General features: G+C 71.4%; 24 protein-coding genes. 17 read left to right on the forward strand and 7 right to left on the reverse strand.

What is annotated here, in order from left to right:
- Positions 1–48: 48 nt before the first annotated feature.
- The 5 genes from MRB58_RS15760 to MRB58_RS15780 all read right to left on the reverse strand — a co-directional run bounded on the left by MRB58_RS15760 (position 49) and on the right by MRB58_RS15780 (position 5,201).
- A complete protein-coding gene (locus MRB58_RS15760; protein WP_244778071.1) occupies positions 49–837 on the reverse strand; it encodes an enoyl-CoA hydratase/isomerase family protein in 789 nt (262 codons plus the stop codon).
- Complete coding sequence (locus MRB58_RS15765) at positions 834–2,252, reverse strand: MmgE/PrpD family protein (RefSeq protein ID WP_244778072.1); 1,419 nt, start codon at positions 2,250–2,252, stop codon at positions 834–836. The genes MRB58_RS15760 and MRB58_RS15765 overlap by 4 nt, the downstream gene beginning before the upstream one ends.
- Positions 2,253–2,275: 23 nt before the next feature.
- Complete coding sequence (locus tag MRB58_RS15770) at positions 2,276–3,469, reverse strand: CaiB/BaiF CoA-transferase family protein (RefSeq protein WP_244778073.1); 1,194 nt, start codon at positions 3,467–3,469, stop codon at positions 2,276–2,278.
- An 8-nt stretch (positions 3,470–3,477) separates the two neighbouring features.
- Complete coding sequence (locus tag MRB58_RS15775; protein WP_244778074.1) at positions 3,478–4,635, reverse strand: acyl-CoA dehydrogenase family protein; 1,158 nt, start codon at positions 4,633–4,635, stop codon at positions 3,478–3,480.
- A 74-nt stretch (positions 4,636–4,709) separates the two neighbouring features.
- Complete coding sequence (locus MRB58_RS15780; protein WP_244778075.1) at positions 4,710–5,201, reverse strand: Lrp/AsnC family transcriptional regulator; 492 nt, start codon at positions 5,199–5,201, stop codon at positions 4,710–4,712.
- Between the two features lie 129 nt (positions 5,202–5,330).
- Between MRB58_RS15780 and MRB58_RS15785 the strand changes: the two genes are divergently transcribed.
- The 16 genes from MRB58_RS15785 to MRB58_RS15855 all read left to right on the forward strand — a co-directional run bounded on the left by MRB58_RS15785 (position 5,331) and on the right by MRB58_RS15855 (position 19,530).
- A complete protein-coding gene (locus MRB58_RS15785) occupies positions 5,331–5,552 on the forward strand; it encodes a hypothetical protein (protein ID WP_244778076.1) in 222 nt (73 codons plus the stop codon).
- Positions 5,545–6,777: a thiamine pyrophosphate-dependent enzyme gene (locus MRB58_RS15790; RefSeq protein WP_244778077.1), complete on the forward strand. Its 1,233-nt coding sequence runs from the start codon at positions 5,545–5,547 to the stop codon at positions 6,775–6,777. The genes MRB58_RS15785 and MRB58_RS15790 overlap by 8 nt, the downstream gene beginning before the upstream one ends.
- 1 nt (position 6,778) lies before the next feature.
- Positions 6,779–7,792: an alpha-ketoacid dehydrogenase subunit beta gene (locus tag MRB58_RS15795; RefSeq protein ID WP_244778078.1), complete on the forward strand. Its 1,014-nt coding sequence runs from the start codon at positions 6,779–6,781 to the stop codon at positions 7,790–7,792.
- Positions 7,793–7,795: 3 nt separating this feature from the next.
- Positions 7,796–9,145 (forward strand): dihydrolipoamide acetyltransferase family protein, encoded by a 1,350-nt coding sequence (locus MRB58_RS15800; protein WP_244778079.1) that lies wholly within the window; start codon positions 7,796–7,798, stop codon positions 9,143–9,145.
- A 9-nt stretch (positions 9,146–9,154) separates the two neighbouring features.
- Entirely contained in the window at positions 9,155–10,534 is a 1,380-nt protein-coding gene (gene lpdA, locus MRB58_RS15805) for a dihydrolipoyl dehydrogenase (RefSeq protein WP_244778080.1), read from the forward strand.
- A gap of 61 nt (positions 10,535–10,595) precedes the next feature.
- Positions 10,596–10,964: a winged helix-turn-helix domain-containing protein gene (locus MRB58_RS15810; RefSeq protein ID WP_244778081.1), complete on the forward strand. Its 369-nt coding sequence runs from the start codon at positions 10,596–10,598 to the stop codon at positions 10,962–10,964.
- A 67-nt stretch (positions 10,965–11,031) separates the two neighbouring features.
- Positions 11,032–11,850, forward strand: a complete 819-nt coding sequence (gene modA, locus MRB58_RS15815) for a molybdate ABC transporter substrate-binding protein (RefSeq protein ID WP_244778082.1) — start codon at positions 11,032–11,034, stop codon at positions 11,848–11,850.
- 81 nt (positions 11,851–11,931) lie between these two features.
- A complete protein-coding gene (locus tag MRB58_RS15820) occupies positions 11,932–12,513 on the forward strand; it encodes an HD family hydrolase (RefSeq protein WP_244778083.1) in 582 nt (193 codons plus the stop codon).
- Between the two features lie 172 nt (positions 12,514–12,685).
- Complete coding sequence (locus MRB58_RS15825) at positions 12,686–13,582, forward strand: DUF1402 family protein (protein ID WP_244778084.1); 897 nt, start codon at positions 12,686–12,688, stop codon at positions 13,580–13,582.
- Positions 13,583–13,775: 193 nt separating this feature from the next.
- Positions 13,776–14,441, forward strand: a complete 666-nt coding sequence (locus MRB58_RS15830; RefSeq protein ID WP_244778085.1) for an SCO family protein — start codon at positions 13,776–13,778, stop codon at positions 14,439–14,441.
- The gene (locus MRB58_RS24830) at positions 14,438–14,569 is read left to right on the forward strand and encodes a hypothetical protein (RefSeq protein ID WP_256461676.1); all 132 of its coding nucleotides are present in this window, start codon (positions 14,438–14,440) and stop codon (positions 14,567–14,569) included. Before MRB58_RS15830 ends, MRB58_RS24830 begins: the two co-directional genes overlap by 4 nt.
- A 260-nt stretch (positions 14,570–14,829) precedes the next feature.
- On the forward strand, positions 14,830–15,567 hold the full coding sequence (locus MRB58_RS15835; protein WP_244778086.1) for a TlyA family RNA methyltransferase: 738 nt from the start codon (positions 14,830–14,832) through the stop codon (positions 15,565–15,567).
- Complete coding sequence (locus MRB58_RS15840; RefSeq protein WP_244778087.1) at positions 15,564–16,649, forward strand: class I SAM-dependent RNA methyltransferase; 1,086 nt, start codon at positions 15,564–15,566, stop codon at positions 16,647–16,649. Before MRB58_RS15835 ends, MRB58_RS15840 begins: the two co-directional genes overlap by 4 nt.
- A gap of 4 nt (positions 16,650–16,653) precedes the next feature.
- The gene (locus MRB58_RS15845) at positions 16,654–17,718 is read left to right on the forward strand and encodes a class I SAM-dependent methyltransferase (RefSeq protein ID WP_244778088.1); all 1,065 of its coding nucleotides are present in this window, start codon (positions 16,654–16,656) and stop codon (positions 17,716–17,718) included.
- Between the two features lie 74 nt (positions 17,719–17,792).
- A complete protein-coding gene (locus MRB58_RS15850; RefSeq protein WP_244778089.1) occupies positions 17,793–18,173 on the forward strand; it encodes a hypothetical protein in 381 nt (126 codons plus the stop codon).
- 76 nt (positions 18,174–18,249) lie between these two features.
- The gene (locus MRB58_RS15855) at positions 18,250–19,530 is read left to right on the forward strand and encodes an O-acetylhomoserine aminocarboxypropyltransferase (RefSeq protein WP_244778090.1); all 1,281 of its coding nucleotides are present in this window, start codon (positions 18,250–18,252) and stop codon (positions 19,528–19,530) included.
- An 88-nt stretch (positions 19,531–19,618) separates the two neighbouring features.
- Here the strand turns inward: MRB58_RS15855 and MRB58_RS15860 are convergent, their stop codons facing one another.
- Entirely contained in the window at positions 19,619–20,650 is a 1,032-nt protein-coding gene (locus MRB58_RS15860) for a COX15/CtaA family protein (protein WP_244778091.1), read from the reverse strand.
- Between the two features lie 118 nt (positions 20,651–20,768).
- On the opposite strand from MRB58_RS15860, the gene MRB58_RS15865 reads away from it, so the two are divergent.
- Positions 20,769–20,969, forward strand: a complete 201-nt coding sequence (locus MRB58_RS15865) for a DUF2842 domain-containing protein (protein WP_244778092.1) — start codon at positions 20,769–20,771, stop codon at positions 20,967–20,969.
- Here MRB58_RS15865 and MRB58_RS15870 read toward each other — a convergent pair.
- Positions 20,947–21,525: a hypothetical protein gene (locus tag MRB58_RS15870; protein ID WP_244778093.1), complete on the reverse strand. Its 579-nt coding sequence runs from the start codon at positions 21,523–21,525 to the stop codon at positions 20,947–20,949. The genes MRB58_RS15865 and MRB58_RS15870 overlap by 23 nt on opposite strands.
- Between the last annotated feature and the right edge of the window lie 96 nt (positions 21,526–21,621).

Consider the following 21,621-nt stretch of genomic DNA (forward strand, 5'->3'; position numbering starts at 1 on the left):
GTGTCATGGTCCCCTCCCAGGGTCGTGATTTTTATGGCGTCGTTGGGGTCAGCTGCCCGTGAATCGGGGTGAGCGCTTCTCGTTGAAGGCGGCGGTGCCTTCGCGCCGGTCGTCGGTGGCGACGAGGGGGGCGTAGGCCTCGATCTCGAACGCCATGCCGTCGCCGAGGGACATGTCGAGCCCGCGCCGCACGGCCTGCTTGGCCCGGTTCACCGCGAGCGGCGCGTTGGCGGCGATCGTCGCGGCGGTGGCGAGCGCGGCGGCCATCAGCTCGTCCGGCGCCAGCACGCGGTTGACGAAACCCCACGCGTGGCCCTCGGCTGCGGTGAACGGGGCGCCGGTGAGGATCACCTCCATCGCCCGGCGCTGCCCCATCGCGCGCGGCAGGTTCTGCGTACCGCCGGCGCCGGGGATGATGCCGAGTTTCACCTCGGTCTGCGCGAAACGGGCGGTATCGGCGGCGTAGATGAAGTCGCACGCGGCCGCGATCTCGCAGCCGCCGCCGAACGCCGCGCCGTTGACCGCGGCGATCACCGGCACCGGGCAGGCGACGATGGCGCGGGCCATCCGCTCGAACACGCGGTGCTGCGCGTTCCACGCCGCGTCCGTCATGCCGAGGCGCTGCTTCAGGTCGCCGCCGGCGCAGAACGCCTTGTCCCCGTCGCCGGTGAGGACGATGCAGCGCGCGCCGCCGGTGTCGAGCTGGTAGGCCTCGAAGACGGCGATGAGGTCGTGCCCCATCTGCGTGTCGAGCGCGTTGCGCGCCTCCGGCCGGGTGAGGGTGACGACGTCGACATGATCGCCGTGACGGGTGTGGGTGAGGGTCTGGTAGGTCATTTCGGGTGTCCGATGGTGGCGAGGCGGTCGAGCCATGGGGCGACGGGGCCCATGGTGTCGAGCGCCATGCCGGCCTCGAAGGTCGCGGCGATCGCCGCGGCGTCGGCGCCTGGGGCGAACCGCGTCAGGCAGTCGCGCCACTTCTCGAGGTGCGCGGCGGGGGGGATCGGGTCGTCGGGCGAGCCGGGATTGGCGGTGCAGGTGGCGCTGACCTCGGTGCCGTCGCGCAGCCGCAGCGTCACCGTCACCGGCGCCTTGCCGACCTCGCCGCCCTGGCCGAGCCGCCCCTCGCGCTCCGCCAGCACGATATCCCCGAAGCGGGCGCGCAGGCGCGGCCGGTCGACCGCCTCCTGGGTGAAGCTGGCGAGGTCGATGCGCCCGTCGGCGAGACAGGCGGCGATGGCGTAGGGGCCGCTGAAGAGTGCCTCCAGCGCGGTCGTCGGGTTGGGGTGGACGAGCGCGCGCGTGCCGCCGGGCGCGGTCTCGATCCGGGCCGAAGCGACATCGTCGAGGCCGATGCCGCGGGCTTGCAGCTCCAGCGTCGCGTGGATCATCTTGTGCAGCATGTAGCAGCACGGGTAGCGCTTCAGCTCGAAGCCGGGGGAGGCGATGACGTAGGGATCGCCCAGGGTGATCTCGGCCGGCCAGGCGTCCGTCTCGCCGCCCGAGTAGGCGAAGAGGAAGCCGCTCGCCTCCAGCGGTTCGGCCGCGCCTGCGAGCCCGGCGTCCGCCCACCGCACCGCGCGCAGCCCCGCCTCCGCCGCGAGGCCGACGTGCAGCGACTTGATCGGCGTGCCGAAGTTGCGGCGAATCCCGGATGCGCTGCTGGCGGCGATCGACAGCGCCGCCACCGTGGTCGCCTCCGCGAGGCCGAGGAGCCGGGCGACGCCGGCGGCCGCCCCCAGCGTGCCGAGGGTGCCGGTGGCGTGGAAGCCCAGCTCGTAGTGCCGGAAGCCGAGCGCTTCGCCCAGGCGGATCATCACCTCGGTGCCGACGCACACCGCGTCGATCAGGGCGGCGCCGGTCATGCCGTCGGGGCGGGCGGCGAGACAGGCCGTCAGCACCGGCACCGTCGGATGGCAGACCGCCTGCATGCTGACGTCGTCATAGTCGAGGATGTGGGAGGCCATGCCGTAGAGCTTGGCCGCGTCGTCGGCCATCAGGCGGCCGGGGGACCAGATCGCCGGCACCGCGCCCGGCCAGCCGTCCGGCGCGCGCGGGAGCGCGGCGCCGAGGCGCTGCACTTCCGGCTCGGTGCCGCCGGCGAGCATCACCGCCATGGTGTCGACGATCGAGGCGGTGGCGAGTTCGCGCGCGCGGCCGGTCGGCGCCGCGGTGGCGACGAAGTGGGCGAGGCGGGCGGTCGCGGCCCGCTGGGTGGCCTCGCCTGCGGTCGTGCGCTCCATGACGTTCATACGCTTCTCCTGTCCCCCGCGGGTTAGCCGATGACGCGCGCGGTGCGCAGCGTGTCGAGCGCTTCGGTGTCGTAGCCGAGGGCGGCGAGCACCGCGGCGGTGTCGGCGCCGAGGGCGGGCGGTGCCTCGCGGGCGGCGGGCCGCGCACCGTCGCCCCGCACGGGAAGCGCCACGGCGCGGTGGTCGCCGCCCCCCGCCAGCGGCAGCTCCTCCAGCATGCCGACGGCTGCGACCTGCTCGTCGGCGACCACCTGTGCGACGTCGTTCAGCAGCGAGCAGGGGGCGCCCTCCGCCCGCAGCCGCGCGACGATCTCGGCACCGGCGAGAGAGGCGGTGTGCGCCTCGATGGCGGCCTTCAGCTCGGCGCGATTGGCGACGCGCGCGGCGTTGTCGGCAAAGCGCGGGTCGGCGGTCAGCGCCTCGCAGCCGAGGCCGCGGCAGACGCTGGCGAACAGGCGGTCGTTGCCGGCGGCGATGAAGACGTAGCCGTCGCCGCACGCGAACACCTCGTAGGGGGCGGTCATCCCGACGCCGGAGCCGAGGCGCTTGGGGACCCGGCCGGAGGCGAGGTAGCTCGCGATGACGATGGACATCCAGCCGAGCCCCGTGTCGAGCAGGCTCGCCTCGACGGTGGCGCCTTCGCCGGTGCGCTCGCGGTTGAGAACCGCCGCGAGGCAGCCGAGCGCCGCCCAGACCCCGGTGCCGAGGTCGACGATGGAGACGCCCGCGCGCACCGGCTCGTCGCCGTCGTGGCCGGTGACGCTCATGATGCCCCCGAACGCCTGGATCAGCGGGTCGTAGCCGGGGAGGCCGCGCATCGGGCCGACCTGGCCGAACGCGCTGATGGCGCAGTAGATCAGCCGCGGGTCGGCCGCGCGCAGGGCGTCGGCGCCGAGGCCGACCTTCTCCGCGCTGCCGGGCTTGAGGGAATGGACGAGGATGTCCGCCTCGCCCGCCAGGCGGCGCAGGATTTCCTGGCCCTCGGGGCGCGTGGTGTCGACGCAGATGCTCTTCTTGTTGCGGTTGAGCGCCATGAAGGTGGCCGAGCGGCCTTCGGGGTCGACCGGGCTCCAGGCGCGCGTATCGTCGCCGGGGCCGACGCGCTCGACCTTGATCACCTCGGCGCCGAGGTCGCCCAGGATCTGCGTGGCGTAGGGGCCGGCGACATTCTGCGTGAGGTCGAGGACCTTGAGGCCGGCGAGGACGGTGGCGAGCATGATGCGTCTCAGTAGGAGCGGGGCAGGCCGAGGACGTGCTCGGCGAGGTAGGAAAGGATGAGGTTCGTGGAGATCGGCGCGATCTGGTAGAGGCGCGTCTCGCGGAACTTGCGCTCCACGTCGTACTCCTCGGCGAAGCCGAAGCCGCCGTGGAACTGCAGGCACGCCTCGGCGGCGGCCCACGAGGCGTCGGCGGCGAGCATCTTGGCCATGTTGGCCTCGGCGCCGCAGGGCTCGTCCGCCTCGAACAGGGCGGCGGCGCGGTGGACCATCAGCTCGGCGGCGCGCATTTGCGCGTAGGCCTTGGCGATGGGGAACTGAACGCCCTGGTTCTGGCCGATCGGCCGGCCGAACACGGTGCGCTCCTTGGCGTAGGCGACGACGGTGTCGATGAACCACTTGGCGTCGCCGATGCACTCGGCCGCCACCAGGATGCGCTCGGCGTTCATGCCGGAGAGGATGTAGCGGAAGCCCTTGCCCTCTTCGCCGATGAGGTTCTCGGCCGGCACGCGCACGTTGTCGATGAAGATCTCGGTGGTGGAGTGGTTCACCATGGTGCGGATCGGGCGGATGGTGAGGCCGTTGCCGAGCGCCTCGCGCATGTCGACGAGGAAGACCGAGAGGCCGTCGGTCTTGCGGGCGACGTCGCCGAGCGGGGTGGTGCGGGCGAGCAGCAGCATCAGGTCCGAATGCTCGGCGCGCGAGGTCCAGATCTTCTGCCCGTTGACGACGTAGTCATCGCCGTCCCGCACCGCGACGGTGCGCAGCGCGCCGGTGTCGGTGCCGCTGGTCGGCTCGGTGACGCCGAACGCCTGGAGGCGCGTCTCGCCGGACGCGATGCCGGGGAGGTAGGCGGCGCGCTGCGCCTCGTTGCCGTGCCGCAGGAGGGCGCCCATGATGTACATCTGCGCGTGGCAGGCCGAGCCGTTGCAACCGCTGCGCTGGATCTCCTCCAGGATCGCGGCGGCGGCGGAGAGCGGCAGGCCGGTGCCGCCATACTCCTCCGGGATGAGGGCGGCGAGGTACCCCGCCTCGGTCAGCGCCTCGACGAAGGCGGTCGGGTAGAGGGATGCGGCGTCGAGCTTGCGCCAGTACTCACCGGGGAAGGCGGCGCAGACCTTCCGCACGCCCTCCCGGATATCCGGGAAGCTTTCTTGAGGGTCCATCCGGACCTCCGGTTATTGTCGGACGTTTTATTCGAACATATCGACGCGAGGCTGTCGAGCCGTGCGACGTGCATTTATTCGAATGTAGCGGGTGAGGCGTCGGGGACATAGGCCTGCACGTCCTTCAGCGAGCGCAGCACGAAGCTCGACCGGGTGTGGCGGATGCCGCGCACCCGGTACAGCTTTTCACGCAGGAACGCCTCGTAGCCTTTGGTGCCGGCGACGGCGACCTTGATGAGGTAGTCGTACTCGCCGGTGGTGAGGTGGACCTCCAGCACCTCCGGAATGTCGCGCATCGTGCGGCCGAACGCGTCGAGGATCTCGTCGTCGTGTCGCTCGAGGATGACCTCGATCATGACGATCTCCGGCGCGCCGAGCAGCGCCTGGTCGAGCACCACGGTATAGCCGCGGATGATGCCCTGCTCCTGCAACCGCTTGACCCGCTGCCAGCAGGGGCTGGCCGAGAGGCCGACCTTCTGGGCGAGCTCGGCGTTGGAGATGCGGCCGTCACGCGTCAGCTCGCGCAGGATCTGCTGGTCGATACGATCGAGGGTCGATGGGGGCATGGGCGAAAGAAATGGCTGCCGGATGGGAAATCGGAAGAATGATCTTCGATATATTCGGCCGTTTTGTCCAACTTCAAAAGGATCTTTCTGCGGCGGCCCACTACCCTCCACGGTGAGGAGGACGCGCCGATGCGGTTCATCTGCCACGACCCGTTGAACGTCGCCTGCCGCGTCATGGACATGGCGCGCCGGGCCGGGATCGAGATCGACAGCCTGTCGCTGACGCGACGCGAGGACGGCACGAGCATATTCGACTGTGCTATCCTCGATCCGGGTGCGGACCAGGCCCGGCTCTTCGAGGCCCGCGTCGCCGTGCTGCTCGACCAAATCCCGGAGGGGGTGGATGGCTGACGAGGTCTCGCCGAGGCTTCACGTACCGGCGCCGGCAATCCGTCCCGGCGACGATCCGGATTTCTCCCACGTCGCGATCCCGCGCGCCGGTGCGGTGGACCGCCCGCCGCCCGACACCAGCCCCGAGGACATGCGCGGCCTCGCCTTCTCGATCATCCGCGTGCTCAACCGCAACGGCGAGGCGGTGGGCCCGTGGGCGGGCACGCTGGAGCCGGACGCGCTGCTGGCGGGCCTGCGCGACATGATGCGGCTGCGCACCTACGACGCGCGCATGCTGACGGCGCAGCGTCAGGGCAAGACCTCGTTCTACATGCAGCATTTGGGCGAGGAGGCGATCGCCTGCGCCTTCCAGCGGGCGCTGCGCAAGGGGGACATGAACTTCCCCACCTATCGCCAGGCGGGCCTGCTGATCGCCGCCGGCTACCCGCTCGTCGAGATGATGAACCAGGTCTACTCCAACGACGGGGACCGGCTGCGCGGGCGTCAATTGCCGGTGATGTACAGCTCCAAGGAGCACGGCTTCTTCTCGATCTCCGGCAACCTCGCCACGCAGTACGTGCAGGCGGTGGGGTGGGCGATGGCGGCGGCGATCAAGGGCGATGCCAAGCTTGCCGCCGCCTGGATCGGCGACGGGTCGACCGCCGAGAGCGACTTTCACGGCGCGCTCGTCTTCGCCTCGACCTACAAGCCGCCGGTGATCCTCAACATCGTCAACAATCAATGGGCGATCTCGACCTTTCAGGGGATCGCGCGGGGCGGCGCCGGCACCTTCGCGGCGCGCGCGCACGGCTTCGGCCTGCCGGCGCTTCGGGTCGACGGCAACGACTTCCTCGCCGTCCACGCCGCGGCGCAATGGGCGGTGGAGCGGGCCCGGCGCGACCTGGGGCCGACGCTGATCGAGTTCGTCACCTACCGGATGGGCGGGCACTCCACCTCCGACGACCCGTCCGCCTACCGCCCCAAGGAGGAGGGGACCGCCTGGCCGCTGGGCGACCCGATCCTGCGCCTGAAGGCGCACCTCATCGCCGCCGGCCACTGGTCGGAGGAGCGCCACGTGCAGGCGGAGGCCGAGATACAGGCCGAGATCGTCGCCGCGCAGAAGGAAGCCGAGGCGATCGGCACGCTGCACACCGGCCGCCGCCCCAGCCCGCGCGACATGTTCGAGGACGTCTTCGCCGAGATGCCGCCGCACCTCGTCCGGCAACGTCACGAGGTCGGCTACTGACATGGCGCGGATGACGATGATCGAGGCCATCCGCGACGCGCACACGCTGGCGATGGAGCGCGACGAGGACGTCGTCGTGATGGGCGAGGACGTCGGCTATTTCGGCGGCGTGTTCCGCTGCACGGCGGGCCTGCAGGCGCGCTTCGGGGTGTCGCGCTGCTTCGACACGCCGATCAGCGAGCTCGGCATCGTCGGCACCGCGATCGGCATGGCGGCGTACGGGCTGAAGCCGATCGTCGAGATCCAGTTCGCCGACTACATGTACCCGGCCTACGACCAGATCGTCAGCGAGGCGGCGCGGCTGCGCTACCGCTCGGCGGGGGAGTTCACCTGCCCGATGGTGGTGCGCATGCCGACCGGCGGCGGCATCTTCGGCGGGCAGACGCACAGCCAGAGCCCGGAGGCGCTGTTCACCCACGTCGCGGGGCTGAAGACGGTGGTCGCCTCCAACCCGCGCGACGCCAAGGGGCTGCTGCTGGCGGCGATCGCCGACCCGGACCCGGTGATCTTCCTGGAGCCGAAGCGGCTGTACAACGGCCCGTTCGACGGGCATTTCGACCGCCCGTCGGTGCCCTGGTCCAAGCATCCCGCCGGCGAGGTGGAGGAGGGGTACTACGAAGTGCCGCTCGGCAAGGCGGCGGTGGTGCGTGAGGGGGCCGACGCGACGTTGATCGCCTACGGGACGATGGTGCATGTGGCGCTGGCGGCCGTCGAGGAGAGCGGCGTCGACGTCGAGGTGATCGACCTGCGCACCCTTCTGCCGCTCGACCTCGAGGCGGTGACCGCGTCGGTGGCGAAGACGGGCCGGTGCATCGTCCTGCACGAGGCGACGCTGACCTCGGGCTTCGGCGCGGAGGTGGCGGCACTGGTGCAGGCGGAATGCTTCTACGCGCTGGAGGCGCCGGTCCTGCGCGTGGCGGGCTGGGATACGCCCTATCCGCACGCCCAGGAGTGGGACTACTTTCCCGGCCCGGATCGCGTGCGCCGCGCGATCGACCGGGTGATGGAGGGCTGAGCGATGGCCGAACGGACCTTCCGCCTGCCCGATATCGGCGAAGGCATCGCCGAGGCCGAGATCGCCGACTGGATGGTCGCGGTCGGCGACCTGATCGCCGAGGACGACGTCATCTGCGAGGTGACGACCGACAAGGCGACGGTGGAGATCCCCGCCTCGGCGAGTGGCCGCGTGACGTGGATCGCCGGCAAGGCGGGCGACGTGGTCGCCATCGGCGGCGACCTCATCCGCATCGAGACCGACAGCGCCGCGGCGCCCACCGAGACACGCGCCGAAACGCCCTCCGAGACGCCGGCGCCGGCCGAACCCGCTGCCGCCGCCGAGACGTCGACCGACACGGCGCCGCCCGTCGAGGCGCCAGCCCGGCCCGCCGCCCCCGAAGCGTCGCCGGCGAAATCCGCCGTGCCCGAAGCGCCGCCGCGCCGCCGAACGGGCGGGCCGCGGGCGGCGGCGATGGCGGTCGGAGCGTCGGGGCGGCCGTTGGCGGCGCCCTCGGTCCGGGGACGGGCGCGCGACCTCGGCATCGACCTGCGCCGGGTGCGCGGCACGGGACCGGCCGGGCGCGTCCTGCACGAGGACCTGGAGGATTACCTCGCCCACGGCAGCGGGCCGGGCGGCGGCGGCGCGGGACGGATGGAGCGGCCCGGTACCGAGGACGTGCGCGTCACCGGCATCCGCCGCACCATCGCGGAGAAGATGTCGCTCTCCAAGCAGCGCATCCCCCACTTCGCCATCGTCGAGGAGGTGGAGGTGGAGGCGCTGGAGACCCTGCGCGCCCGCCTCAACGCCCGCTTCGGCGAGGCGCGCGGCCGGTTGACGCTGCTCCCCTTCCTCATCCGCGCGCTCGCCGAGGCGATCGTCGACCATCCGGAGGTGAACGCCCGCTACGACGACGAGGCCGGTGTCGTCACCCGCCACGGTGCGCTGCACGCCGGCATCGCCACGCAGACGCCCGCCGGGCTGATGGTCCCGGTCGTGCGCCACGCCGAGGCGCTGACCCTGTGGGAGACCGCGCGCGAGATCCGCCGGCTGTCCGACGCGGTGCGCGAGCGGCGCGCCTCGCCCAAGGAGCTGGCCGGGTCGACGCTGACGGTGACCTCGCTCGGTCCGCTGGGGGCGGTGGCGACGACGCCGATCATCAACCACCCGGAAGTCGCGATCGTCGGCGTCAACAAGATCATGGTGCGGCCGGTGTGGAACGGGTCGGAGTTCGTGCCGCGGCGGATGATGAACCTGTCGTGCAGCTTCGACCACCGCGTGGTCGACGGTTACAACGCGGCAGAGTTCGTCGCGACCGTCAAAGGGCTCGTCGAGGAGCCGGCGATGCTGTTCATGGAGTGGCGCGATGCGTGAGGCGGGGCGATGAACGAGCTGCGCTGCGCCCTGGTGGTGATCGGCGGCGGGCCGGGCGGCTATGTCTGCGCCTCGCGCGCCGCGCGGCTGGGGGTCGACACGGTGCTCGTCGAGGCGGGGCGCGTCGGCGGCACGTGCCTCAACATCGGCTGCATCCCGTCCAAGGCGCTGATCCATGCCGGCGAGCTTTTCGCGCGGGCGAACCGGCAGGCGGGGGAGGGGATGCACGGCATCACCGTCGCCGCGCCGACGCTCGACTTCGCCGGCACGCGCGAGTGGATTCACGGGGTGACGGGGCGGCTACGCTCCGGCGTCGTCGGCCTCCTGGCAAAGAGCGGCGTGAAGACGCTGAACGGGCGCGCGCGCTTCGTCGACGGCAAGACGTTGGAGGTGCGCGGCGACACCGGCACGACCATCGTCCGGGCCGACAACGTGGTGATCGCCACCGGCTCGCGCCCGGTCGAGTTGCCGGGCCTGCCGATCGGGGGGCGGGTGATCGACTCGGCCGGCGCGCTGGCGCTTGACGCGGTGCCGGGGCGCCTCGCGGTGGTCGGCGCCGGCTATATCGGCCTGGAGCTGGGCACGGCGTTCGCCAAGCTCGGCAGCCGGGTGACGGTGGTGGAGGCCGCGCCCGCGATCCTGCCGCAGTACGACGAGAAGCTGACGCGCCCGGTGCGCCGCCGCCTCGCCCAACTCGGCATCGACCTGCGCCTGGAGACGAAGGTGACCGGGTGGGACGAGGCCGCCGGGCGCCTGTCGCTGGAGGGCGGGCCGGCGTTGGAGGCGGACCGCGTGCTCGTCACGGTCGGCCGCACGCCCAATTTCGACGGACTCGGGCTCGACGAATTGCGGCTGCGGACGGACGGAGCGGCGATCCAGGTCGACGACCGCTGCCGCACCTCGATGCGCGGGGTGTACGCCATCGGCGATGTCACCGCCGGGCCGATGCTGGCGCACCGCGCGATGGCGCAGGCCGAGGTCGTCGCCGACGTCGTCGCCGGCCACCGCGCCGAATGGGACAAGGTGGCGGTGCCGGCGGTCTGCTTCACCGACCCGGAGATCGCCGTCGTCGGCCTGCTGCCGGAGGAGGCGGCGGCGGCCGAGGCGGTGGTGACGCCGGAATTCTCGTTCCGCGCCAGCGGCCGCGCGCTGACCTTGGACGACACGGAAGGCTTCGTGCGGATCGTGGCGCGGGCGGCGGACCATGTGATCCTCGGCGTGCAGGCGGTGGGGCCGGGCGTCTCGGAGCTGCTCGCCGGGTTTACCCAGGCGGTGGAGGCGGGGCTGCGGCTGGAGGACGTCGCGGCGACGATCCACCCGCACCCGACATTGAGCGAGGCCTTCCAGGAAGCCGCGCTCGCGGAAGTGTCGATGGCGAACCACGGCTGAGGCGGTCCGGCCGGCGTCGGAAGCCTTGCCGGCAGGGGCGAAGAGCCCGCATCATGGGCCGATGAGCGACCGAGATGCACCCGAGTTCCGACTGCGGCTGGTGTTCGGCCCCGACGCGATGATCGGGCCGGGCAAGGCGGAGCTCCTGGAACGGATCCGGGCCACCGGGTCGATCGCCGCGGCGGGGCGCGAGATGGGCATGAGCTACAAACGCGCCTGGCAGCTCGTGGAGACGCTGAACGGGATGTTCCGCGAGCCGCTGGTGGAGCGCACGCGCGGCGGCGCCAAGGGCGGCGGCGCGGCGATCACAGCCACCGGCGAAGCCGTCATCGCCGAGTATCGCGCGCTGGAGGCGCAGGCCCGGAACGCCGGCGCGCCGCATGCGGCACGGCTGCGGGGGCTCCTGAGGGATATTCCCGGCCGAACATAACGCTTGCTCGCCGGTGGGAGGGTCTGCGATATTCCCGCGTGAACATATCGACTCGAGGATCCCTTCCATGACGAGATCGGCGAACTCTCGACGCGACCGCCACCCGCGCCTCGCCTTTGGTGCGGCTGCGCTGGCGACCTTCGTCGCCGGCGTCGCGGCGCATCCGGGCGCGGCCACGGCGGACACGGATGCGGTGACGGTCTTCGCGGCGGCGAGCCTCACCAACGCCATGGCCGAGATCGAGACGGGATTCGAGGCGGCGAGCGGGCATGACCTCGTGGTGTCGCTCGCCGGCTCCTCGGCGCTGGCGCGGCAGATCCAGCAGGGGGCGCCGGCGGACGTCTTCATTTCCGCCAACCCCGGCTGGATGGATGCGCTGGAGGCGGACGGCCTGCTGGAGGAGGGGAGCCGCTTCGACCTCCTGAACAACGCGATCGTGCTCATCGAACACGGCGCCGACGCCGATCCGGTGACGATCGATGCCGAACTTGACCTCGTCGGCCTGCTGGGCGACGGGCGCCTGGCGATGGCGCTGGTCGACGCGGTGCCGGCCGGAATCTACGGCAAGGCCTCGCTGGAGAGCCTCGGCCTGTGGCCGGCGGTGGCGGCGCACGTCGCGCAGTCGGACAATGTGCGGGCGGCGCTGGCACTGGTGGCGACCGGCGAGGCGCCCTACGGCATCGTCTACGCCACCGACGCCGTCGCCGAGGACGACGTGACGGTGGTGGGCACCTTCCCGGCCGACTCGCATCCGCCGATCGTCTACCCCGCGGCGGACCTCGCCAACCGCGACACTCCCGCCGAGGCCGCCTTCCTCGACTACCTGCGCGGTCCCGAGGCGCGCGAGGCGTTCGAGCAGCAGGGCTTCGTGGTGCTGCCGCGATGACGCGGGCGGCCGGCGCGCGTTTTCGGCCGGCGTGTCGCGTCGCGGCATGATCGACACGGCGCCTCGTGCTATCACCGGCGCATGACGACCGACCCGTTCACCCGCCAACTCGACTTCCTCAACACGATCGACGCCCTGAAGGGGATCGACCGGGCTTCGCCGATCATCGATCGCAGCCGGCGCGAGAATTCGGCCGAGCACTCCTGGCACATCGCCATGTACGCTCTGGTGCTGGAGGACCATGCGCCCGAGGGGGTCGACATCGGCCGCGTCGTGCGCATGCTCCTGATCCACGACATCGTCGAGATCGACGCCGGCGATCTGCCGATCCACGGCGCGCACGACTTCGCCCGGCAGGCGGAGCTGGAGCGGGCGGCGGCCGAGCGGATCTTCGGCCTGCTGCCGCCCGAGCAGGCGGCGACCTTCCATGCCTTGTGGCACGAGTTCGAGGCGGCGGAGACGCTCGACGCGCGCTTCGCCAAGTCGCTCGACCGGTTGCAGCCGATGATGCAGAACATCGCCACCGGCGGCGGCACGTGGACGACCTATGCGGTCGACGAGCGCCAGATCCTCGACCGTTGCGGCCCGTCGATCTCCGGCGGCTCGCCGAGCTTGTGGCAGAAGACGAGAGACCTCGTGCAGAAGTTCTTCCAGACGGCGTAGGCGGGCGCGGGCGGCCACGGCGTCCGGCTCGGCGCGGAGGTCACAGCGGCGCGCGCTCTTCGGCCCGCGCGCGATCTCGTGAAGGACGGTGAACGAAGGGTGTGATATTGCAAGACCTACGGAATAGGACTTGAATAACCCATCCCCCTTCGCAAGTCGGCAGGTTACGAGAATGAGAGGCGTCATTTCCGCCATCGTGGTCGCGATCGTCGCAGCGTGCGCCGTGCCTCAGGCGGCGCATGCGCAGACGTCGACGCAAGCCGGCACCTACAACGGGCACGCCCTCCCGGAGGCGACGAAGCGGCGGATGAAGGCGACGAAGGCCAGCATCCCCGCCAAACTGCGCCGGACTCTGGACGAGTTGAAGGCGCAGCGCCTGGTGCCGGCGATGAAGCGGACGGCCGCGCGCTACGGGATCGACCCGATACACATTCTCGCCGCCGTCGTCGGCGAGCACGTCTTCAACTACGACATTCGCGACAACTTGCAGGAGGTCGCCCTGCATTATGCGCGGCGGCTGCGCACGACCACCTTCTCGTGCGGCGGCGTGCCGCTGGAGACGGTGCTCGAGCTGCCGCAGTTCCGCGGCTGCAAGGGCAGCTCCAACAGCTACTGGACCTGCGTCGAATCGACCTGGTACGCCAGCGTGCGGGGGCGCACGGTCGGCCGCGAACGCCTGCCGCGCCGCAACCTGACCGAGTCCTGCTTCAACCCGTTCGCGACCGGCCAGACCTACGGCCTCGGCCAGCTGTCGCCGGTGACGGCCCTGAAGATGATGGACACGACCAAGCTTCCCAAGATCACCTACAAGGATGCCGACGCGCTCTACGAGCGGATCCTCGACCCGGACGAGTCCATCAACGTGATCGCCGCCGTCATCGTCGATTCGATCGCCGCCTACCGCGCCGTCGGGGTGGACATCTCCGATCGTCCGGGCATCACGGCGACGCTCTACAACGTCGGCAATCCCTGGGCGCGGGCCCGCAAGTCGCGCGGGCGTCCCAAGGTGAACTACTACGGCGCCTACATCGAAGACCACATCGCCGTCCTGGAAGACTTCCTGAACTGACCCCCCGGCCGGGCGGCGCGCGGCCGTCCGCGGCCGACGCCGGCGTTCGGCGAAGGGGGCGTCCGCTGCGGCCTCATGGGCGATTGGCTTTCGGGGCCATCCGGGCGAAAAGCATCCTTGACCGGGGGCGGCGGCGATCGCACGTGTCCCGGTGATGACAAGGCATGATCGGCTGTTTCGTGGATAATGTAGCGTGAGAACCATTCGTCTCGTTCTGTGGGGTCTCGTCCTGGTCGTCGGCGCGGTGGTCGCGGGAGTGACCGTGGGCCGCCTCCTGACCGACGAGCCCGTCGTCGCGAGTGGTTCGCTGGGCGCCGCGCAACAGCGTGCGAAGTACGAGAACGCCGGCGGCCCCTTCGACGCGGTCGACACCAAGGGCGAGCCGGTGAGCGCCGCCGACCTCGAGGGCAAGCCGCGGGCGATGTTCTTCGGCTTCACCCACTGTCCGGACGTGTGCCCCACCGCGATGCTGGAGGCCCAGCAGTGGCTGGACGCGCTGGGCCCGAAAGCCGGCGACATCAACATCGTTTTCGTCACCGTCGACCCCGAGCGCGACACGCCGGAGATCCTGGATCAGTATATCGGCGCCTTCGACGAGCGGATCATCGGGCTTGTGCCGACCAGCGAGCAGGCGCTCGCTGCGATGGCCGAAGGCTACGGGATCGTCTACAACAAGGTGCCGCTGGGCGAGGGCGACTACACGATGAACCACACGGCCGACACGCTGCTGTTCGACGCGGACGGCACCTATGCCGGGTTCATCCCCTTCACGCCGTTCTCGGCGCGGCAGAGCGAGGAGCTGACCGCACAGGCGACGAACAAGGCGGTCGAGCAGTTGAAGGACCTGGTGGGCGGGTGAACACGGCGGCGACCATCTCCATCACGGCGGCGATCTTCCTGCTCGCCCTGGCCGTGACGATGTGGGTGACGATGGGCGCCACGATCTTCGGCGTGATCGCCCAGTTCGGCCAGCTCATCTGCGGCTGACCTCCCCAGCCACGCCACCCCGCCATCGCATCCCATGGTCCAGCGCGTGCGAAACGCCGCGGCCTCGTCACGTATCGCGCGCCGTGTGGCGGCGGGGGCCGTGTTCGGGGACGGGGCGGCGTGCGGCGGCACCGCGGCCGTGTCCGGCCGCTTCCGCACGGCCCCTCCGTGGTTTTCGCCGGGGCGGCGGCAGGCTAGAACCGCTCCATGTCACGCCTTCTTCCTCACCTGATCCCCTGCCGCACCGCGGGTCGGCGCCGATGACACGGCTCGACGTGGCGCTGGTGGAGCGCGGCCTCAGCCGCACGCGCAGTCAGGCGCGCGAGGCGATCCTGCGCGGGGTGGTCCGGGTCGACGGGGCAGTCGTCACGCGTGCGGGGCATCGCGTCGCCCCGCAGGCGCGGCTGGAGACCGAGGGCGAGACCTATGTCAGCCGCGCCGCACACAAGCTCGTCGCGGCGCTGGATCACTTCGCGATCGACCCGGCGGGCGCGCACGCGCTCGACATCGGCGCCTCGACCGGCGGCTTCACCGAGGTGCTGCTGGCGCGCGGTGCGGCGCACGTGGTGGCGCTCGACGTGGGGCGCGACCAGCTCGTCGCCGCGCTGCGGCGGGACGCCCGCGTCACCGTGATGGAGGGCTTCAACGCGCGGGCGCTGACCGCGGCGGACCTTGCGTACGCGCCCGACCTCGTCGTGTCGGACGTGAGCTTCATCTCGCTGCGGCTGGCGCTGCCGCCGGCGCTGCGGCTCGCGGCGCCGGGGGCGCGCCTCGCCGCGCTGGTGAAGCCGCAGTTCGAGGTCGGGCCGGCGCACATCGGCAAAGGCGGCCTCGTGAAGGACGAGGCGGCGGCACGGCTGGCGCTGGACGAGGTCGTCGCCGCCGTCACCGCCTGCGGCTGGCGGGTCGCCCCGCCGATCCCGTCGCCCATCGAAGGCGGCGACGGCAACCGCGAGTGGCTGATCGCGGCGGAACGCGACGCCGGGGCGCGGCCGTGAGCTGCGCCCCCGTCGGCACCTGCGCGCTCTTCGGCCGCTGCGGCGGATGCAGCGCGCTGGATCGTCCGGCCGACGTCTACGCGGCCGGCAAACGGGACGCCGTGGTGGCCGCGCTCGCCGCCCGCGGGATCGAGGCCGAGGTCGCCCCGCTGGAGCGGATGCCCTTCGCCAGCCGCCGGCGCGCCACCTTCACCGCCGTCTCCGACCGGGACGGCACACGGGTCGGCTACCAGGCCGCCCGCTCGCACGAGGTGATCGACGTCGCCGCCTGCCCGGCGCTCGACCCGGCCCTCGCCGCCGCGCTCCCCGAGATCCGCTCGCTGGGCACCGCGGCGGCGAGCGGCGGGCGCGCGCGCCTCACCGCGACGCTGTGCGACAATGGGATCGACCTCGCCATCACCCGCGAGCGCGCCAAGCCCGCGAAGGGGCCGAAGGGGAGGCGCCGGAGCAAGGCCGACAAGGCGCGCCCGCTGCTGGTGGAGGCGCAGAGCCTGCTGCGCGTCACCGTCGACGGGGAACTCGCCATCATGCGCGAGCCGCCGCTGGTGCGCTTCGACGGAGTGGACGTCCCGTTTCCGCCCGCCGCCTTCCTGCAGGCCAGCCGCGCCAGCGAGGCGCGGATGACCGAGCTGGTGCTCGCCGGCGTCGGTGCGGCGGGCACGGTGGCGGACCTCTTCTGCGGCCTCGGCACCTTCGCCGTGCCGCTCACGCGCCAGGCCAAGGTGCTGGCGGCCGAGCTGGACGGCCCGGCCCTCGATGCGCTGGAGGCCGGCATGGGCCGGACCGCCGGGCGCCGCGGCCTGACCGCGGAGCGGCGCAACCTGATGCACCACCCGCTCGGCGCCAAGGAGCTCACCATGGAGGCGGTCGTCTTCGACCCGCCGCGCGCCGGGGCGGAGGCGCAGGCCGTCGCGCTCGCCCAGACCCGCGTGCCACGCGTCGTCGCCGTGTCGTGCGAGCCGCGCACCTTGGCGCGCGACCTCGCCATCCTCGTCGCCGGTGGGTATAAAATCACGCAGGTGGTGCCGGTCGACCAGTTCGTCGGCACGGACCATATCGAGGTGATCGCAACGTTGGAGTGACGCGATGACACCGGTGGAGCGCTTCGCCTTGCGCGCCCGCTTCGGGCTCGCCCAGGCCGCCCGGGTGGGGTGGTACGCCTCCCAGAACGCCGCGGGCGTGCGGGTCGGCCGCGAGGCGGGGCGAGACCTGCCACCCCCGCCCAAGCCGGTGATCGAGGCGCCCGCCGGCATCCCCGACCGTGCCACGCTGCTGCGCCACGTGCGCAAGCTCCTGGTGCGCGACCTCGCCAACGTCGAGGCGGGGCTCTACCCGATGCCGACCGACGAGCCGGACGGCCTGCGCGGCCTGCTGGCCCGGCGCGACATGTACCTGAGGGACATCCCGAGCATCGTGCGCCGCCGGGCCACCGGATCGCACCAGGAGGTCGACCGGTCCGAGGGCAAGCGCCCGCGCTACTACATGCAGAACTTCCACTTCCAGACCGACGGCTGGATGACCGAGGACTCCGCCAGGCTCTACGACACGCAGGTCGAGACGCTGTTCTTCGGCGCCGCCGCGGCGATGCGCCGCCAGGGCCTGGTGCCGATCGCCGACATGGTCCGCACCCGCGACCAGCGCAGCCTGCGCATGCTCGACGTCGCCAGCGGATCCGGGGCCTTCCTGCGCGACGTGCGCCTCGCCTTCCCGCGGCTGCCGGTGATCGCGAGCGACCTGTCCGAGCCCTATGTGCGGCTGGCGCGGGGCAAGCTGGCGCCGCGGCCCGGAGCGGGCGCGGTGGTCGGCGCGGCGGAGGGGCTGCCCTTCCGCTCCGACGCGTTCGACATCGTCTCCACCATCTACCTCTTCCACGAGCTGCCGCCGAAAGTGCGGCCGCTGGTGGCGGCGGAGATGGCGCGCGTTGTCGCACCGGGCGGCCGCATCGTTGTCATCGATAGTTTGCAAACCGGTGATACCGCTGAATTGGATGGCTTGCTCGAGTTGTTCCCCCAGCTCTTTCATGAGCCGTACTATCGCTCCTACTTGACTGAGGACGTAAGTGCACTATTCGCTGCTGCTGGGCTCGAGCTTATGGCCAGTTGGCCCGCGTTCCTCTCTAAGGTGCAGCTCTTCCAAAAGGTGCAACGCTGAGGAGTGGTCCGTCGCGTACGTTGGCCGGATCAGAGTTTTCACCTGGGACGCCCCGTTGTGGCGGCGAGGCTGAAATGAAGCGTTTGCCGAATGGGTTTCGCAAGACCGCTCTCGTGGTCTTGGGTATCGTGTGCCTCGTGGTCGGGGCGATCACCGCGCCGACCCCACTGCCGACCGGCGTGCCGCTGCTGGCCATCGGCATCGTCCTCCTCGTCACCATATCGGCCACCGCGCGCCTCTACGTGCGCCGTCTACGCGCGGCGTCGGCTCCGGTGGACCGCGGCTTCGCCTTCGTGGAGACGCGCACGGCGCGGCCGATGTCCATCGTGCTGAAGCGCACGCGCCCGCTGGCACGCAAGATCGAGGCGAAGGCGGCGATGAAGGCGGCCACCGCGGCGCTGCAGTCGGTGCGCCACCGCAAGGACCGCCCGTCCACGGCCGGCCAGCCCGACTGAGCGGCCCATTAACAAGACCGTTTGACGGCTTCGCGGCGTTGACCCAGAAGGGTGGCAAACCTCTGGAGGAACCGTCATGGCCGAGCGAGACCCCGGCTTCAACACCCTGTCCATTCACGCCGGCGCGCAGCCCGACCCGACCACCGGCGCCCGCGCCACGCCGATCTACCAGACGACGTCGTTCGTGTTCGACGACGTCGACCACGCCGCGTCGCTGTTCGGCCTGCAGGCGTTCGGCAACATCTACACCCGCATCACCAACCCGACGAACGCGGTCCTGGAGGCGCGGGTCGCGGCGCTGGAAGGTGGCACGGCCGCGCTCGCCGTCGCCTCCGGCCACGCCGCCCAGCTCAACATCCTGCACACGCTGATGCATCCGGGGGCCGAGCTGGTCGCCTCCAACAAGCTCTACGGCGGCTCGATCAACCAGTTCACCCACTCGTTCAAGAACTTCGGGTGGAATGTGAAGTGGGCCGACGCGGACGACCCGGCCTCCTTCGCGGCCCAGGTCACCGACAAGACGCGGGCGATCTTCATCGAATCGATCGCCAATCCCGGCGGCGTGGTGATGGACATCGAGGCGATCGCCAAGGTGGCCAAGGACGCCGGCGTGCCGCTCATCGTCGACAACACGATGGCGACCCCCTACCTCATCCGCCCGTTCGAGCACGGTGCCGACATCGTCTGCCACTCGGCGACCAAGTTCCTGGGTGGTCACGGCAATTCCATCGCCGGCGTGATCGTCGACGGGGGCACCTTCAACTGGAGCGGCGACAAGCGCTACCCGATGCTCTCCGAGCCGCGCCCCGAGTACGACGGGATGGTGCTCGCCGAGACGTTCGGCAACTTCGCCTTCGCCATCGCCTGCCGCGTGCTGGGTCTGCGCGACCTGGGCGCGGCGCTGTCGCCGATGAACGCCTTCCTGGTGCTCACCGGCATCGAGACGCTCGCGCTGCGCATGCAGCGTCACTGCGAGAACGCGCAGAAGGTGGCCGAATTCCTCGCCGGTCACCCGAAGGTGTCGTGGGTGAGCTATCCGGGCCTGCCGGGTGACAAGTACAATGCGCTCGCCAAGAAGTACTGCCCCGACGGTGCCGGTGCCGTGTTCACCTTCGGCCTTGCGGGCGGCTACGACGCGGGCGTGTCGCTGGTGTCCAACCTCGAGCTGTTCTCGCATCTGGCCAACATCGGCGACACGCGCTCGCTGGTGATCCACCCCGCGTCCACCACGCACCGCCAGCTGTCGGACGAGGCGAAGGTGAAGGCGGGCGCGGGCCCGGACGTGGTCCGCCTGTCGGTCGGTATCGAGAATGCCGAGGACATCATCGCCGACCTCGACCAGGCGCTGAACAAGTAGGCGGCGTGCCGGGGCGCCTCGATGGTTCCCCGGCGCGGCCCCGGCGGCCGAGCCGTGCCCGGTCGCTCCGCCCCGCGCTCGCCCTGCCTCAGGCGGTGGCGGCCGCGAGCGGGGCGCGCCTCGCCGCGACGACCCGCGTCGCATTGTCGACACTGAGCCACAGCAGCACCGCGGCGACGAACTGATGCGTCAGCGCCAACGGCAGCGGGACGTGCCACACCACGGTGGCGATGCCGATGGCCACCTGCACCAGCACGAGCCCCGCCAGCCGGCTCGTGCGCCCGGCCGCGCCGCCCCCACGCGCCACGAACGCCAGCGCGAGCGCAACGACCAGCACCAGATAGCCCATCAGGCGATGGTCGAACTGAACGGTCAGCGGGTTCTCGAACATGTTGATCCACCAGGGATCCATGAGCCCCAGCCCCTCTGGGATGAGCGCGCCTGCCATCGTCGGCCATTCGTCCGAGGCGAGGCCCGCGTCCAGCCCCGCGACCAACGCGCCCAGCGAGATCTGCCCCAGGATCAGGAACGGCATCAGCCGCGACAGGGTCGCCACGCCGGGCGCGACCGGTGAGCATCGCGCCCGGCCCGCGAGGCGGACCGAGAGCCACACCGCCAGCGCCAGGATCACGCAGGCCAGCGTCATGTGCACGGCGAGGCGATACTGGCTGACGTCGACCCGTTCGGTGAGCCCGGAGGTGACCATCCACCAGCCGACCGCGCCTTGCAGGCCGCCCAGCGCCAGGAGCCCCAGCCCCCACGGCTTGAACCACCCCGGCAGCATCCCGCGCGCCCAGAAGAACGCCAGCGGGATCGCGAACACCAGGCCGATCGAGCGCGCCACCAGCCGATGCGCCCATTCCCAGAAGTAGATCGATTGGAACTCGCCCAGGGTCATGCCGTGGTTGACGAGTTCGTATTCGGGGATCTGCTGGTAGAGTGCGAAGGCCTCGCGCCAGCCGGCCTCGGTCAGCGGCGGAATCACCCCGACGAGGGGTTGCCACTGGGTGATCGAGAGGCCGGAATCGGTGAGGCGCGTGCCGCCGCCGACCACCAATGTTGCGATGACGAAGGCCGCGACGATCCGCAGCCACCAGACGATTGAAGCGTGCGATTGCATGGGATCTGGTCTAGCCCTGACGGCGCGCCGTGCCAAAGCCTTTGTCATGCGGTGCGACGACAGGGAGCGCCGCCGGTGTGAGGCGAGGGCGGCGCCGGACGCAGATGGGAGAGACGACGTGAACGTGCGGGTGAAGAAGCTGATCGGGACGGTGGCGACGATGGTCTTCCTGATCGTCTACGTGCTGATGGCGATGGTGCTGGCCGTGCGGCTGCTGCCGGGGACCGGCGGCGTGACCCAGCTCGCCTACTACGTGGTCGCGGGGCTGATCTGGATCGTCCCGGTCGGCGCACTGATCAAGTGGATGCAGCGCGCCTGACCCACCGCCCGACGGCCGCGATCGCCTTGGCGAGAAGGATGGCGAGGCTTGCCGTCAACGTCGCGTAGGCGATGGCGATGCCCCAGCGGCCGTCCGCCCGCGCTTCGACCCCGAACGGTGCGCCGTCCGCCAGGCGCCGCATCTCGGCGCCACCGTGGCCGGCCAGCATGCGTCCGCCGGCGACCGGCACCGCCAGCGGGGCGGCCGGCTGCTCGGCCGCCAGTGCGGCCGCACCAGCTTCGGCTTCGGCGAGTTCCGCCTCGGCCTGGGCGGTGACCAGTTCCGCCTCGGCCTGCGCGATGGCCGCGTCGTCCAGCACCTCCATGGTAGCGATCTCCGCGTCGAGGCGCGGGTTCGGCGCGATGGGGGCGTCCCCCGTGTCGCCGGGCGCGCGCGGCTGGGCCAGGGCTGCGCCGGCGCGCGGGCGTGGGGCGAGGCCCGCGGCCGAGACGGCTGCCGGGCGGGTCCGCTCGAACTCGAACAGTGCCGGTCCGGGCAGCGGACCGAGGACGGCGGCGAGCACGGCGACGATCGCCAGGGCGCCAAGCCTTCGCATCCTGCATCTCCCGAGCGGTGAACCTCGGGTCACGATCGCATCCAGGCCTGTGCCCAGGCTCGGCCCGCCGGGACGGCACGCAGCGACGCGCGGGGC

The sequence above is a fragment of the Acuticoccus sp. I52.16.1 genome, assembly GCF_022865125.1.
Lineage (GTDB): Bacteria > Pseudomonadota > Alphaproteobacteria > Rhizobiales > Amorphaceae > Acuticoccus.